General features: G+C 68.0%; 14 protein-coding genes. 5 read left to right on the forward strand and 9 right to left on the reverse strand.

Going from position 1 to position 14267, the window contains the following annotated elements:
• Positions 1-52: 52 nt before the first annotated feature.
• Entirely contained in the window at positions 53-1579 is a 1527-nt protein-coding gene (locus E3227_RS03155; RefSeq protein ID WP_144317502.1) for an adenylate/guanylate cyclase domain-containing protein, read from the forward strand.
• Here E3227_RS03155 and topA read toward each other — a convergent pair whose 3' ends face one another.
• A complete protein-coding gene (gene topA / locus E3227_RS03160) occupies positions 1580-4456 on the reverse strand; it encodes a type I DNA topoisomerase (RefSeq protein WP_144317503.1) in 2877 nt (958 codons plus the stop codon).
• 222 nt (positions 4457-4678) lie between these two features.
• Here topA and E3227_RS03165 point away from each other — a divergent pair, with 222 nt between their 5' ends.
• Positions 4679-5305, forward strand: a complete 627-nt coding sequence (locus tag E3227_RS03165) for a DedA family protein (RefSeq protein ID WP_144317504.1) — start codon at positions 4679-4681, stop codon at positions 5303-5305.
• A gap of 45 nt (positions 5306-5350) precedes the next feature.
• On the opposite strand, the gene E3227_RS03170 is transcribed toward E3227_RS03165, so the two are convergent.
• A complete protein-coding gene (locus tag E3227_RS03170; RefSeq protein ID WP_006839303.1) occupies positions 5351-5554 on the reverse strand; it encodes a cold-shock protein in 204 nt (67 codons plus the stop codon).
• A gap of 186 nt (positions 5555-5740) precedes the next feature.
• Here E3227_RS03170 and E3227_RS03175 point away from each other — a divergent pair, with 186 nt between their 5' ends.
• Positions 5741-8056: a DEAD/DEAH box helicase gene (locus E3227_RS03175; RefSeq protein ID WP_144317505.1), complete on the forward strand. Its 2316-nt coding sequence runs from the start codon at positions 5741-5743 to the stop codon at positions 8054-8056.
• On the opposite strand, the gene E3227_RS03180 is transcribed toward E3227_RS03175, so the two are convergent.
• Genes E3227_RS03180 through ssd form a run of 7 tightly spaced genes read right to left on the reverse strand, consistent with a single transcriptional unit; the run spans position 8051 to position 12435 of the window.
• Positions 8051-8377 carry an Rv3654c family TadE-like protein gene (locus tag E3227_RS03180; RefSeq protein WP_144317506.1) on the reverse strand — a complete coding sequence of 109 codons (327 nt, stop codon included), beginning with the start codon at positions 8375-8377 and terminating at the stop codon, positions 8051-8053. The genes E3227_RS03175 and E3227_RS03180 overlap by 6 nt on opposite strands.
• Positions 8374-8667 carry a hypothetical protein gene (locus tag E3227_RS03185; protein WP_006839299.1) on the reverse strand — a complete coding sequence of 98 codons (294 nt, stop codon included), beginning with the start codon at positions 8665-8667 and terminating at the stop codon, positions 8374-8376. Before E3227_RS03185 ends, E3227_RS03180 begins: the two co-directional genes overlap by 4 nt.
• 10 nt (positions 8668-8677) lie before the next feature.
• Entirely contained in the window at positions 8678-8881 is a 204-nt protein-coding gene (locus tag E3227_RS03190) for a DUF4244 domain-containing protein (protein WP_006839298.1), read from the reverse strand.
• On the reverse strand, positions 8878-9480 hold the full coding sequence (locus E3227_RS03195) for a type II secretion system F family protein (RefSeq protein ID WP_144317507.1): 603 nt from the start codon (positions 9478-9480) through the stop codon (positions 8878-8880). The genes E3227_RS03190 and E3227_RS03195 overlap by 4 nt, the downstream gene beginning before the upstream one ends.
• Positions 9477-10259 (reverse strand): type II secretion system F family protein, encoded by a 783-nt coding sequence (locus tag E3227_RS03200; RefSeq protein ID WP_144317508.1) that lies wholly within the window; start codon positions 10257-10259, stop codon positions 9477-9479. Before E3227_RS03200 ends, E3227_RS03195 begins: the two co-directional genes overlap by 4 nt.
• The gene (locus E3227_RS03205; protein WP_136653487.1) at positions 10256-11392 is read right to left on the reverse strand and encodes a TadA family conjugal transfer-associated ATPase; all 1137 of its coding nucleotides are present in this window, start codon (positions 11390-11392) and stop codon (positions 10256-10258) included. The genes E3227_RS03200 and E3227_RS03205 overlap by 4 nt, the downstream gene beginning before the upstream one ends.
• Complete coding sequence (gene ssd / locus E3227_RS03210) at positions 11389-12435, reverse strand: septum site-determining protein Ssd (protein WP_144317509.1); 1047 nt, start codon at positions 12433-12435, stop codon at positions 11389-11391. The genes E3227_RS03205 and ssd overlap by 4 nt, the downstream gene beginning before the upstream one ends.
• A 343-nt stretch (positions 12436-12778) precedes the next feature.
• Between ssd and E3227_RS03215 the strand changes: the two genes are divergently transcribed.
• Entirely contained in the window at positions 12779-13630 is an 852-nt protein-coding gene (locus E3227_RS03215) for an HAD family hydrolase (RefSeq protein ID WP_136651398.1), read from the forward strand.
• A 64-nt stretch (positions 13631-13694) separates the two neighbouring features.
• Positions 13695-14264 carry a phage holin family protein gene (locus E3227_RS03220; RefSeq protein WP_144317510.1) on the forward strand — a complete coding sequence of 190 codons (570 nt, stop codon included), beginning with the start codon at positions 13695-13697 and terminating at the stop codon, positions 14262-14264.
• Positions 14265-14267 lie beyond the last annotated feature (3 nt).

Raw genomic sequence — 14267 nt, forward strand, 5'->3', positions numbered from 1 at the left:
CCACAGTACTACCTGCCCCCCGCCAACAGCGATCCCACTAAAGTAGGTCGACGTGGACAGAATTTGGCGCGGCTTCAAGTGGCTCTGGGGCACATCGTGGCCCCTGTACGCCCTGACCGTGCTGGGCACCAACGTGCTCGGCGGGATCGCGATCATGACGTTCATCCGCTACTTCATCCCCATGGCCGAGGTCGAGCAGCTGTCCATCACCGGCGGCGGGCTCGGGGTGCTGGGCATCGCTTACGTCGCGTTCGCGGTTTTAGTGGGCGTGGTGGTCACGTTCTTCCTGTTCAGGCCCGTCTTGGAGTGGCAGCGCGCGCCGGAGGGCCACGACCCCAACATGGTCAGAAACCTGGTTTTGCGCATCCCGATGCTGCAGACGGTGATTGTGGTCGGGGTGTGGCTGATCGGCATCGCGATCGCCACCATCGCCACATCGCGTATCGACGCCCGCCTGACCATCGTGGTTCTCATCTCCACGCTCATGGCCTGCCTCGTGGTCGCCCTGTTGACCTACGTCCAGGCCGCGCGCCTGGTGCGCCCCATCGCGGCCTCCGCGCTGGCGCGGCGCTTCGAGGACTCCACACTCGAGCCGCCCATCAAGACGCGTCTGTACATGACGTGGTTCACCACCACCGCGATCCCGCTGATCGGAATCCTCCTGTTGGTGTGGGCGCAGCGCAGCGGGTTTTTCACCAACACCCCCGGTGAACTCATGCCGGCCGTCTCCGCACTCTCGCTCACCGCGCTCGCCACCGGCAGCATCGGCACCATCTTCGCCATCATGGGCGTGGTCGACCCGATCAAGGAGCTCCAGGAGGCGATCAACCGGGTCCGCCGCGGCGAATCGGACACCCAGGTTGACATCTACGACGGCTCCGAGATCGGCGTCCTGCAAGCCGGCTTCAACGAAATGATGCGCGGGCTCAACGAGCGCCAGCGGGTGCGCGACATCTTCGGCCACTACGTCGGTTCCGAGGTCGCGCAACGCGCGCTCGAGGAAAAACCCGAGCTCGGAGGCGAGGACCGCAAGGCCGCGGTTGTGTTCATCGACGTCATCGGCTCTACGACCTTCGCCGTGAACCACTCCCCCGAGGAGGTCGTCGCCGCGCTCAACGAGTTCTTCGCCATCGTCGTCGAGGTCGTGCACCGCAACAAGGGAGTGATCAACAAGTTCCAGGGCGACGCGGCGCTCGCGGTCTACGGCGCGCCCACAGCGCTTCACGACGCCACCTCCCACGCCCTGCAAACCGCGCGCGAACTGCGCCAAGAACTGCGCGGGCTCAAGCTCCAGGCCGGGATCGGGGTGGCCTCCGGCCACGTCGTCGCCGGCCACATCGGCGGCTCCGACCGGTTTGAGTACACCGTCATCGGCGATGCCGTAAACGCCGCGGCGCGCCTAACGGACCTGGCCAAAAACTCCCCGGGCCGCGTGCTCACCAACGCCGCGACCCTGCGCGCCGCCAACGAGGTTGAGCAGCAGCGCTGGACGCTGATGAAGTCGATCGAGCTGCGCGGGCGCAACAAGATGACGCAGCTTGCCCGCCCCGTGCGCTCCACGCTGGCGGACAGGTACTAGCTAGCTCCTCCGCTTCGCCTTGACTACGCGCTTGGTGGTTTTCGCGGGCTTCTTCACTGCCTTCTTGGCCGCCTTCTTGGCCGCCTTCTTGGCAGTTGTCTTGGTCGCCGCCCCCTCGTCCGCCTCGCGGGCTCGACGCGCTGACAGCAACTCGTTGGCGCGCTCGTCCGTCATGGTTTCCGGGGTGTCGCCGCGCTGCAGCGAGGCGTTGGTTTCACCGTCGGTGACGTACGGGCCGAAGCGGCCGTCCTTGATGCTCATCGGCTTGCCGGAAACGTCGTTATCGCCCAGCATCTTCAGCGGGGGCTTCGCCGCGGCGCGGCCCCGGCGCTTCGGCTCGGCGTAGATCCGGCGGGCCTCCTCCAGCGTGATGCTGAAGATCTGTTCCTCGTTCGCCAGCGAGCGCGAGTCGCTGCCCTTCTTCAGGTACGGGCCGTAGCGGCCGTTCTGGGCGGTGATCATCTCCCCATCCGCCGGGTCCACGCCCACCTCTCGCGGCAAGCTGAGCAGCTGCAACGCCTGCTCGAGGGTGACCTCGGCGGGCTCCATGGTGGAAAACAGCGACGCGGTGGCGGGCTTGAGCTGCTCGTCGACGAGCGTGTTGATGCGCTTTTCCTTCTGCGCGGCAGCGGTCTTGGTCTCCCAGTTCTTCGCCCGCTTTCCCTCCGCGGCGCGCTGCGCGTCTTCCTCCGCCCGCTCCTGCGCCACGACCTCCTCGGCGTTGGCTTCGGCGGTCGCGCGCTCATCGTCACGCACGAGCTCAGTGACGTACGGGCCGTAACGGCCCTCCTTGGCCACCACCGTGCGGCCGTTGCCGGGGTTGACACCCAGCTCGCGGCCCGACTGCGGAATCGCGAACAGCTTCTCCGCCATCTCCAGGGTGATCTCGTCCGGGGTGGCGGACTCCGGCAGGTTCGCGCGCTGGTACTCGGGCTCGCCGTCGGCGGTCGTGCCCACCTCCCGCTCGATGTACGGGCCGTACCTGCCGACACGAACGTTGATGGGGCGTCCCTCGGAGTCGTCGAAAAGCTTCAGCGAGTTGACCTGGCGGGCGTCGATGGACTCGAGGTTGTCCTCAATGATGTGCTTGAGGCCACCGCGGCGGGCGATCGCGTCGGCCATATTGTCGTCGGCGGAGGCATCGCCAAAGTAGAAGCCGGTGAGCCACTGCGTGCGGTTCTCGTTGCCCTGAGCGATCTCGTCGAGCTCGTCCTCCATCGAGGAGGTGAAGTCGTAATCCACCAGCGCGTCGAAGTTGTTCTCCATCAGCCCGATGACCGAAAACGCCACCCACGTAGGCACCAAGGCGTTGCCGCGGGCCACCACGTAACCGCGGTCCTGAATGGTCTTGATAATCGAGGCGTACGTCGACGGGCGCCCGATGCCGAGGTCCTCCATCTTCTTGACCAGGCTGGCCTCGTTGTAGCGCGCCGGCGGGTTGGTGGAGTGGCCGTCGGCAGTGATCTTCACCGTGGACAGGACGTCTCCCTTGCTCATCTGCGGCAGGTGCGTCTCGTTGTCCTGGGTATCGGAGTAGGCGCGCAACCAGCCCGGGAACGTGATCGTGCGGCCGGTGGCGGCGAACTCGACCTTCTCGCCCGTGGCCGCCTCGCCCGCGACCGTGACCTTCATCGAGGTGCCGCGGGCGTCTTCCATCTGGGAGGCGACGGTGCGCTGCCAAATCAGCTCGTAGAGCTTGAACTCCTCGGCGTCGAGCGAGTTGGCCAGCTGCCCGGGGGTGGAAAAGCGCTCGCCAGCAGGGCGAATCGCCTCGTGCGCCTCCTGGGAGTTCTTCGCCTTGCGCGCATACGTGCGCGGCTGCGCGGTGACGTAGTTCGCGTCGTAGAGCTCTGTGGCGGCCGTGCGCGCCGCTTCCAGGCCCTGGGCCGACAGCGCGGTGGAGTCCGTACGCATGTAGGTGATGTGGCCGTTTTCGTACAGGCGCTGCGCGATACGCATCGTGCGGGCGGAGGTGAAGTGCAGCTTCCGGCCCGCCTCCTGCTGCAGCGTCGAGGTCATAAACGGGGCGTATGGCCTGCGCGAATACGGCTTCTCCTCGACGTCCGCAACGCTCATATCCCGGTTTTCCAGCCCCTCGGCCAGCGCCTCGGCGGCGGCCTGGTCAACCACGTACACGTCCGCGGACTTCACGCGGCCGCGGTCGTCGAAGTCGCGGCCCTGAGCAACACGGCGCGTATCGACGCTCACCAGCTTCGCGTCGAACTCGCTAGCGCCCTTCAGCGTCGCGGTGAGGTCCCAGTACTCGGCGGAGATAAACGCCATGCGCTCGCGCTCGCGCTCGACGATGACGCGGGTCGCCACCGACTGCACGCGCCCCGCCGACAGGCGCGGCATGACCTTTTTCCACAGCACCGGGCTGACTTCGTAACCGTAGAGGCGGTCCAGGATACGGCGGGTCTCCTGGGCGTCGACCAGGTTGTGGTCGAGCTCGCGGGTGTTCTCGGCCGCGTCGCGGATCGCGGACTCGGTGATCTCGTTAAACACCATGCGCTCGACGGGGACCTGCGGCTTGAGCGTTTCCAAAAGGTGCCAGGCAATCGCCTCGCCCTCACGGTCCGGGTCTGTGGCGAGCAGGAGCTTGTCGGACTCCTTCAGCTTGGCCTTGAGGTCCGCGACCTTCTTCTTCTTGTCGGGGCTGACCACGTAGATCGCCTCGAACCCGTCCTCCGGGTTGACGCCCAGCTTCGCCCAGGGCTCGTTCTTGTACTTCGCCGGGATGTCGGCCGCGCGGCCGGGGAGATCACGGATGTGGCCCACGGAGGCTTCGACGATGAAATCGTTGCCCAGGTACTTCTGGATCTTCTTGGCCTTCGTCGCCGACTCGACGATGACGAGGGTCTTACCGTTATCCGCCACGCTGGGTGACACCTCACTTTCTCGACCTACACCTTATTAATTACGTCTCTTGCGAGTTGGCGGGCAGGCCGCGCCGGGTGCAGGAGTAAAACTCTCTTAGTTGTATCAGAGAAATTGGGACTTCGGTGCAACCTCCCAGGCGCACGGAAACTCGGAGCACTAGAATCGCTGGGAAGTTGCGCCGAGCCCGCAGCGTGAACGCGTACGACAAGGAGAACCCCGGTGATCGATTCCCTCATCAGCTTCCTCGAGAACCTGATGCAGATGCCCATCTTTTATCCGCTGGTCACGCTCCTTATCATCGGCGACGCGCTCGCGCCGATCATCCCCTCGGAGACGGTGCTCAACCTCGCGGGCGCGTTTTCCGCCTCCGTGGGCGTGCCCAACCCCATGGGGGTGATCATCGCCGCGATCATCGGCGCGATCATCGGCGATAACATCTGCTTCCTGCTCGGCAGTCGTCTGATCAAAGTGGTCAACCGCCTCGACCCAGACTCGAAGGCCGGCACCGCGATCACGTGGGTACGCAGGAACATGAAGCGCCGCGCCGGCGCCACGATCATCGTCGCGCGGTTTATTCCCTGGGCGCGCTGGGTGGCCACCATTGTGCTCGGCTCGGTGGGCTACAACTGGTTCGCCTTCTTCTTCTACGACACCATCGGCGTGATCATCTGGGCCCTGCTCAGCGTCGGCGTGGGCTACCTGGGCGGTTCCCTGTTCGCCGACTGGCCGCTGCTGGCCTTGATCGTAGGCGTGACCCTCGGCTCGCTCGTCGGCTTCGGTATCCAGAAGCTCCAGGTGCGCCTGTTCGAGTGGCTGGACGTGCGCCGCGGGGTGTCCAAGCTCTGACATGCAAAACCCCCTCACGCGGAGGGGGTTAGAGGCGCCTAGCGCTTAGAGCGGGCGAACAGCCTGGGCCTGCGGGCCCTTGGCGCCGTCGCCGATCTCGAACTCGACCTGCTGGTTCTCCTCGAGGGTACGGAAGCCGTTGCCCTGGATCTCGGAGTAGTGAACGAAGACGTCGGCAGAGCCGTCGTCGGGAGCGATGAAGCCGAAGCCCTTTTCAGCGTTGAACCATTTGACAGTTCCGGTAGCCATTGATGTGCCTTTCAAAAAATTGTGGTTGAAACTCGGTCGAGGAACCACCAGGCCAAGAATGGACCTGGTGCCCGCGTACAAACACTCGCGAGCACCTAGCTAGGCGCGCACAGAATCTGCGACCAACAACCATTATGCCATGAATTGTTCGCCCCGTCGAATGTTGTGGCGTACTCTTTTGCCCCGATGTCTCTTTCCTTCGGCGCCGAGATCCTCGCCCAGCTCCGCGAGCGTTTTCCGTCCGCCACCATCACCCACGTCGAGCAGGTCCCCGCCTCCTTAGCGCGCACTGCGCCGTGGCCGCGCTGGGTTGCGCCCGAGCTTAAGAGCTCGCTTATCGACGCCTCCATAACGCACCTCTATTCCCATCAACGCGAGGCCGCGGACCTGGCGTTTGCGGGCCGCGATGTCGTCGTCGCCACGGGGACGTCGTCAGGCAAATCGCTATGCTACCAGCTCCCCGTCCTGACCACGCTGGCCGCCGACCCGCAGGCCTGCGCGATGTACCTCACACCGACGAAGGCGCTCGGCTCCGACCAGCTGCAGTCCGCCTCCAGGCTGGTGCGCGAGGTGCCGGGCCTGCGCGGCGTCAACCCCGCCCCCTATGACGGGGACACTCCCGTCGAGGCGCGCTCCGGGATCCGCGAGCAGACCCGCTTCGTGTTCACCAACCCCGACATGCTGCACGCGGGCATCCTGTCGAACCACGTCAGGTGGGCGCGCCTGCTGCGTCACCTGCGTTTTATCGTCGTCGACGAGTGCCACACCTACCGCGGGGTGTTCGGCGCGCACGTCTCGCTCGTGCTGCGCCGGCTGCTGCGGATGTGCCGTGCCTACGGTAGCTCCCCGACGCTGATCTTCGCCTCGGCCACAACCGCGGATCCCGCTGGCCAGGCGGGGCGTTTGTGCGGTCGCGAGGTCACGGCCGTGACGGACGACGGTGCACCCACCGGCGACAAAACGCTGATCTTGTGGGAGCCGGGGTTTATCGAGGACAACGTGCGCCGCGCCGCCACCACCGAGGCCGCGGGCGTGATGGCCACCCTGGTTGAGCAGGGCGCGCGGACGCTTACCTTCGTGCGCTCCCGGCGCGCCGCGGAGCTCGTCGCCATGCGCACGGCCGAAGACCTGGTGGTCGCGGGCCGCGCAGACTTCGCCGAGCGCATCGCGTCGTATCGCGCGGGCTACCTTGCCGAGGACCGCCGCGCGCTCGAACGGGCGCTGGACAACGGGGACTTGCTCGGCGTGGCCACCACGAACGCGCTCGAGCTGGGTATCGACGTCGGCGGGCTCGACGCCGTGGTCATGGCCGGTTTTCCCGGCACTGTCGCTTCCTTCCGGCAGCAGGCGGGCCGCGCGGGGCGCCGCGGGCAGTCGGCGGCGGTGGTGATGATCGCCCGCGACGAGCCGATGGACACCTACCTGGTCAACCACCCGGCCGCGCTGCTGGGCAGGCCCGTGGAAAACAGCGTGTTCAACCCCGCTAACCCCTTCATCCTGCGCGACCACGTTTACTGCGCCGCCGTGGAAAAGCCGTTGACCGAGGCCGACGTTGAGGAGTTCGACGCCGCCGGTGTCGTCAACGAGCTCGTCGCGGCCGGCTTGTTGCGCCGTAGAAATTCCGGGTGGTTCGCGGTGCCGCGGCTCGAGGGTGAGCTCAGCCCGGAGACCGCGCACGCCGCGGTGAGCCTGCGCGGTGGCGCCGGGGAGCAGGTGATGATCGTCGATACCTCCGACGGCCGCCTGCTGGGCACCATTGACGCATCGCGCGCAATGAGCCAGGTCCACGACGGGGCGGTGTACATCCACCAGGGCGAGTACTACGTCATCGACACCCTCGACCTGCACGATTACGTCGCGCTGGCCTCCCCGGCCACGCCGGACTACTCCACCCACGCGCGCTCAACCACGGAGATCAGCATCCTGGCACAGGCCAGCGAGCCGCGCCAGCTCTCGCCGGGGTTGTGGCTGGCCAGCGTTGACGTCGAGGTGGTTGACCGCGTCACCGGCTACGTGGTGCGCCTGTCGGATGGCACGGTCTCCGAACACATCCCGCTCGATTTGCCCGAGCAGCGCCTGATCACCCGCGCGGTCGCCTACACCATCGACCCGCTGGTGTTGGACAAGCTCGGCATCACCCCCGCTGAGATCCCCGGGGCGCTGCACGCCGCGGAACACGCGGCGATCGGGCTGTTGCCCCTGCTGGCGACCTGCGACCGGTGGGACATCGGCGGCGTGTCCACCGCCTTGCACCAGGACACCCTTTTGCCGACGGTGTTCGTCTACGACGGACACCCCGGCGGGGCCGGGTTTGCCGACGAAGGCTTCACCCGCTTCCACGAGTGGATCACCGCCACCTACGAGGCGGTGCGCGCCTGTGGCTGCGACACCGGCTGCCCCTCCTGCGTGCAGTCGCCGAAGTGCGGCAACGGCAACCAGCCGCTGGACAAGGCCGCGGCGATCAAGCTGCTCGGCGCGCTGGTGACCATGTCGGCGCTATAGCGGCCCGGCGCGGGCCGTCGCCGTGGCCATGGACACGCTGACGTTGACAGTCACGTCGCCGTCGATAAGCTCGCACGTGCGCAGGCGCGCGGAGTTGTGCGCTGCCGTCTCCGCCGCCACCCGGCAGGCGTCGACCCCGCTGTAGTGGGCGGTCGCGCCCGCCGTGGCGGCGAGGTCAGCGGCGAGCTGGGCGCGGTGGCTGTCCGCAACGCGCGCGCCGACACCCACGACGAGGACCATAAGACTGGTCACGGCGGCGATGATCCCGGCGGAGGTGACCGTGGCGTAGCCCTCGTCGCCAGCGAGGCGCCGGGCCTTCACCGGAACTCCACCGGGAACGTCGCCGTGGCCGACATCGGGGTAAGCGGGGCGTCGACCACCGCGGTAACGTGCACCAATCCCGCCGATTCGTGCACCTCGACGGTGCCGCGCCCCGGGGTGAAATCGACCCCGATGGCGTGGGAGCGCGCCGCCGCGCCCGCAATGTCGACGGCGGAGATGTAGGCGGCCAGGGTGGCAATGCCTGCGACAATCGCGGCCGCGAGCGTCACCAGCACCGCGAGCGAGAGTGCGGCTTCGACGGTGACGGAGCCGCGGTCGTCGGAAAGCATGGGCGCAGTCCTAGCCCGGGGTGTTACTGAGTGCGTCGGTGATGACGCGCTCGATGGCCGAGGTCACACCGTTGCCGTTGACCACCATGTATAGAACACCGGCGAGGGCTGCGGCCGCGAGGCTGCCAAAGGCGTACTCGATGGTGCTCATGCCCTTGTCATTGGACAGTTTCGTGTGGATGTGGGTGAAAAGTGATGCTGCAAGACGGTTCATGGTTGTACTCCTTGAGTGAGGTGGGTCCCCAGGCTGATTGCCGTGGGGATGAGTCCGAGGACGAAGAAGGCGGGTAGGAAAAATGCGGTAAGCGGGATGCTGATGAGCACGCCCGCGCGTTCGGCTCTGGCTGTCGCGTCATCGGCGGCCGCGTCGCGCAGGCGCGAGGCGATGCGCTCGCAGCCAGCGGCGACGGCGGTACCGGAGGAGTGCGACAGCCCGACGAGACTGGCCAGTTCGGCGCCGCCAGGCACGCGGTGGAAGTCGGCCCACGCCTTGTCCGGCTCGACGCCGAGCACGGACAGAGCCGCGACGGTGCGCCACTGCTGCGCGAGCGGCTCCGGGCTGTCGGGGCCGTAGGAGTCGGCGACCGCTGCCGCCGCCGCGCTGACGGGCAGGCCGGCGCTAAAACACGCGGCGAACAGCGAGATGTCCGAGGCGACTCGGTGCCGGTCGAACGTCGGCGAGCGGGCGGTGCGCGGCCCGTCGCGGGGTGTTTTCGGGACGCGGTCGCCGTCACCCGGGTGGAGGCGCTGCGCGGGGCGCGGCGGGGAGGCGCACAGGGCGCCGGCGATGAGTAGTGCGGCGAGGACGGTCATGCGGCGGCCCTCGCGATGATGTGCTGGCAGGTGAGAAACCCGGCGCTGATCAGCGCGGTCCCGCCGACGAGCAGCCACCCGCCGAGACCGCCGCCGAGCAGCAGGCCGAGCGGGTTGGCCCCCATCGCCGACCCCATCGCCACCCCGGCGAGCGGGAGCAGCGATAAGACGGCGGCGGTGGTTTTCGGGCCCGCGAGCGCCGCCTCGGTCGCCGCCCGGTGGCGCTGGGCGGTGTCGATGCGCTCGCGGGCGCGCGCTAGCAGGTCGGCGACAGGCAGGCCCCGGTGGATCGCGAGCGACCACAATGCGGCGACGTCGGCAAGCTCCGGTGCCGGCGCGGTGGCGAACACGTCGTGCGGGGCGGTGCCGGTACGCGCGGCGGCGACAAGCTGGCGCACGTTGTTGGCCAGGGGCGCCGGGCAGTCCTCCGGCAGGTGGTCTGCGGCGCGGCTGCAGGCGGCCTCGAGGGTGGACCCGGCCTGCACGTTGGTGACAACGTGGCCCAAAAACAGCGCCACTATTGCTTGTCGACGCCCCGCCCAACGCGCCCGCTGCCGCGCGCTGAGCACCCGCCACAGCGTCGCCGCGGCAATCGAGACGGCGATAACCAGCGAGAACCGCTCCGCCATGATGACGGCGAGGGTGGCCGCGAACACCGCCACGGGCAGGGCGGCGGGGTGGATCCGCGCGCGGGTCGCCGCCCCGTCGAGACGCGCGGCCGGGCGAGGCGGGCGGCTCGCGATCACGGCGCTGACGAGAAGCGCTGCGGTTACGTTCATGGCCCGAACACCTCCCGGTAACCGTCCGCCTCGCCCGCAACTGAGTCCCACAGCACCTTCGCGCGCACCGGGTTGCCCTCGAGCACCCCGAGCTGGTGCAGCACGCGGGAGCCGTCGGGGCGCCGCTTGACCACGAGGATCACCTCGACGGCCGCCGCGAGCTGGGAGTGCAGGCTTGGCCGGTCGAGCCCGCCTAGCGCGGCGAGCGCCTCCATGCGCGCGGGCACCTCGTGGATCGAGTTCGCGTGCAGGGTGCCGGCGCCGCCGTCGTGGCCCGTGTTCAGCGCGGCGAGCAGGTCAACCACCTCAGCGCCGCGGATCTCGCCAACGACGATCCGGTCCGGGCGCATCCGCAGGGACTGCCGCAACAGGTCGGACAACGTGATCTCACCGGCGCCCTCAGCGTTGGCGCCCCGCGACGTCAGGTTGAGCACGTGCGGGTGGCTCGGCGTGAGCTCCAAGGTGTCCTCGATAACCACGATGCGCTCGGTGGCGTCGACCTCTGCCAGCATGGCGGACAGAAGCGTTGTCTTGCCGGCGCCCGTGCCGCCAAGCACCAAAAACGCGCGCCGGTCGCGCACAATGCGGCGCAGCGCCGCGCCGCGCTCGGCGTCGAAGGCCCCGCGCGCGGCGAGGTCGTCGAGCGTGGCCGTGGTGGAGCGCAGCACGCGCAGCGAAATGCACGTGCCGACGTGCGCGGTGGGGTGCAGGACCGCGTGGAAGCGCAGGAGGGTGCCGTTGTCGCGGGTGAGGTGGCCGTCGCAGAACGGGTGGGCGTCGTCAAGCCTGCGCCCGCAACCAGCGGCGAGGCGGGAGGCGAGGCGGCGCACGTCCGCGTCCGCGGCAAAGCGCACCGGGGTGGCCTCGAGCCCGCTGCCGCGATCGACGTAGACGCCGTGCGGGCCGTTGACGCAGATGTCGGTTACCGTCGGATCTGCCAGGAGCTGCTCCAGCGGCCCGGCGCCGGTGGTGTCGTCGCGCAGCCTGCGCATGATGGTGAGGACGTCGACGTCGCTGAGCACGGCCGATTCCTCGCGGATCAGGGCCGACAGGCGCGCCGGGTCGACGTCGGCCTCGGCGGCGAGCCGGCGCTTGACGCGGGTGATGATCTCCTCCGTCGCCCGCGCGCTCATACCCCGACCTCCGCGATCACCTTCGCGGCGGCGCGTGCGAGCGGGCGGGGCAGGCGCAGCGGCAGGCCTGCGGTTTCGACCTTGCGGGTCAGCCCGGCGACTTCGGGCACGTCCGCGATGACGTCGAGCTTGGTCACGCGCTCGATCTCGCGCGCCGACAGCCCCGTCCAGGAGCGCCGCCGCGCCACGATCGCGCACCCGATGCTGTTCGCGGCGAGCTCGGCGCAGATCCGCGCGGCCGCGGCCGCCGCGCGCACCTCGCCGGGGGTGACCACGAGCGCTAGGTCGCAGCGCTGCGGCACGAGCCCCACGGGGCAATCCACCACGGTAAGCCCCGCGGAGCCCAGCGCCGCCACGGTGCGCTCGAGCATCAATGGGTCGAGCACGAAGGGGTCGGCGATCGTGGTACGCGAGCAGGTCAGCACCGCGATCCCGTCAGGGGTGCTCGGCAGCGCGCGCCGCACGTCACCGCGCTCGACACTGCCCTCCCCGAACGAGATCTCGCCCCACCGCGCGCCACCACGCTCCTCAATGCCGACGAGCAGGTCGAAGCCGCCGGAGTAGCGGTGGGCGTCGATCACAGTGGGTTCGCTCTCGCGCGCCGCCGCGCGGCTTATCGACGCGCACAGCGTCGACGCCCCCACCCCTCCGGCCGCGCCGATTACGGCGATGACCTTGCCCTCCACGCGGCGCAAGCGCGGGGTGCGCTCGAGCGCCCCGAGGGCACGCAAAAGCTCTGCGGCCTGGGCCGGCAGGACGAAGGCGGCCTCGGCCGCGGGGTAGGCGGCGTGCGCTTCCGCGACGGCGCCCACGTCGGGTCCGACGACGAAGATCCCTGCCCGGTGTGGGGTGCGCGAGAGCTCGGTGAGGTGCTGGGGGGCGTCGATAAGCACGGCGAAGGCCGAGTCGAGGTGGCGCTCGAGCGCGGCGGGCGAGGCGGTGGCGTCGATAAGTGCGCGGCCCGAGGCGGCAGCGAGGTGGACGGCTTCGGAGTGCGTGGCGGCGTCGTCAATCGCGATGAGGATGGGTGTTGGCTGCGGCATAGCTCCGACTGTTGCGCACGCGCTTGACCTGCACAAGACCACCCGCGCAAACCTGTGGATAACCATCGTGACTGGGTGACGCTTCACGCACTTCGCTGTGGATAACCCCGCGCGGCTGAGGACATAAGAGACGGCCCGCGCCTCGGGGGGGTGTGCGCGGGCCGTCAGTAACCCGGTCTCGGGGGGTGGACCGGGGCAGGCCACACTGTATATCGGGGCCTCGCAGGAATGATTATGACACACACCCCGAACAAGTTGCAAGCACCTCGGCGCAAATTTTCGTAAACTTTTTCGAAGTAGCTTTCTACCTCGGCACACGCGGCGCGGGGCTACAATGTAGGGCATGACTGGCGACGAGTGCCGCGATGGTTTAAGCGGAGGAAGCGCGGGCGCCGCGACACCGCGGACCGCCGCCTTCTTCGACCTGGACAAGACCATCATCGCGACCTCGTCTGCGTTTGCTTTTGGCAAGGAGTTCCTCAACAACGGGCTGATCTCGCGCCAAGAGGCCGTGGAGATCTACATGACCAAGGCCTCCTACATGCTTACCGGGCACTCCAGCGAGCAAATGGACTCGACGCGGGACTACCTCTCCCAGCTCGTCGCCGGCTGGTCGGTCGAGGACATCAACCGCATCACCACCGAGACGATGCGCAGCGTGGTCACGCCCGCGATCTACGCCGAGGCCCGCGAGCTGATCGATTACCACAAGCGCCACGGCCGCGACATCATCATCATTTCCGCCTCGGCCGACATCCTCGTCGAGCCGATCGCGCGCGAGCTCGGGGTGGACATGATCGTCGCCACCGAGCTTGAGATTGTCGACGGCAAACTCACCGGCAACATCACCCGCTTCCTCAAAGGCGACGCCAAGGCCGAGGCGGTGGCCGAATTCGCCGACTCCCACAGCTACGACCTCGAGCTCTGCTACGCCTACTCCGACTCCGCCACCGACATCCCGATGCTGGAGATGGTGGGCCACGCCGTGGCGGTCAACCCGGACCGCGCGCTGCGCAAACACGCCCAGGACAACGGGTGGGAGGTGCGCATTTTCAAGCACCCCGTGCCGCTGATCCAGATGCCCAACGCGCGCGAGTTCGGCATTGGCGCAGGCGTGCTCGCTGGAGTCACGGCCCTCGCCGCGGCGGGCGTGTGGGTCGCCCAGCGCATCATGAAGGACAGTAACAACACATAATCCTCTAGGATTGGGTATGTTCTAATGAAAAACTTGGCTAGCGCCACCGAGGAAGGTATTCAACGTGAGCAATAAGGGTCTCTACACGAACGGTTCGACAGCCATCTCCGCGAAGGTGGACTCCATCCCGCTGCGCGACACCGACGTCACGCAGCCGGGACAGGACTCCATTGGTGATCTGGTCTCCAACGCCACCGAGCAGGTTTCCCGCCTGGTGCGCAACGAGATCGAGCTTGCCAAGACCGAGGTCATCGGCGAGGTAAAGAAGGGCGCCATCGGCGGCGGCCTCTTCGCCGGCGCCGGCGTCATCGCGCTTTACTCCACCTTCTTTTTCTTCTTCTTCCTCGCCGCGCTGCTCCAGCTGTGGGTGCCGTGGTGGGCAGCCTTCCTCATCGTCTTCCTTGTCATGCTCGCCGTCGCCGGCATCCTCGCCTTCGTCGGTCTGCGCAAGTTCAAGAAGATCAAGTCCCCCGAGCGCACCATTGAGTCGGTTAACGAGCTGAAGAACCTCGTCCCGGGCCAGGCGAAGAAGAACCTCGCCGAGGACGACAGCGCCCTCTACACCGGCGGACCCGCGCCGACCGGTCGCCCCGTCCCGCCGCGCGGCGGCTCCACCGTCGCGAACGTCGACTAGCTC

The organism is Corynebacterium sanguinis (assembly GCF_007641235.1).
Classification (GTDB): Bacteria; Actinomycetota; Actinomycetes; order Mycobacteriales; family Mycobacteriaceae; genus Corynebacterium; species Corynebacterium sanguinis.

Bases quoted from the DNA above. Each gene is read 5' to 3' on its own strand.
- E3227_RS03170 (WP_006839303.1), bottom strand. From the start codon at position 5,554: ATGGCTACCGGAACTGTCAAATGGTTCAACGCTGAAAAGGGCTTCGGC.
- E3227_RS03175 (WP_144317505.1), top strand. From the start codon at position 5,741: ATGTCTCTTTCCTTCGGCGCCGAGATCCTCGCCCAGCTCCGCGAGCGT.
- E3227_RS03185 (WP_006839299.1), bottom strand. From the start codon at position 8,667: ATGCTTTCCGACGACCGCGGCTCCGTCACCGTCGAAGCCGCACTCTCG.
- E3227_RS03190 (WP_006839298.1), bottom strand. From the start codon at position 8,881: ATGAACCGTCTTGCAGCATCACTTTTCACCCACATCCACACGAAACTG.
- E3227_RS03195 (WP_144317507.1), bottom strand. From the start codon at position 9,480: ATGACCGTCCTCGCCGCACTACTCATCGCCGGCGCCCTGTGCGCCTCC.
- E3227_RS03200 (WP_144317508.1), bottom strand. From the start codon at position 10,259: ATGAACGTAACCGCAGCGCTTCTCGTCAGCGCCGTGATCGCGAGCCGC.
- E3227_RS03205 (WP_136653487.1), bottom strand. From the start codon at position 11,392: ATGAGCGCGCGGGCGACGGAGGAGATCATCACCCGCGTCAAGCGCCGG.
- ssd (WP_144317509.1), bottom strand. From the start codon at position 12,435: ATGCCGCAGCCAACACCCATCCTCATCGCGATTGACGACGCCGCCACG.
- E3227_RS03215 (WP_136651398.1), top strand. From the start codon at position 12,779: ATGACTGGCGACGAGTGCCGCGATGGTTTAAGCGGAGGAAGCGCGGGC.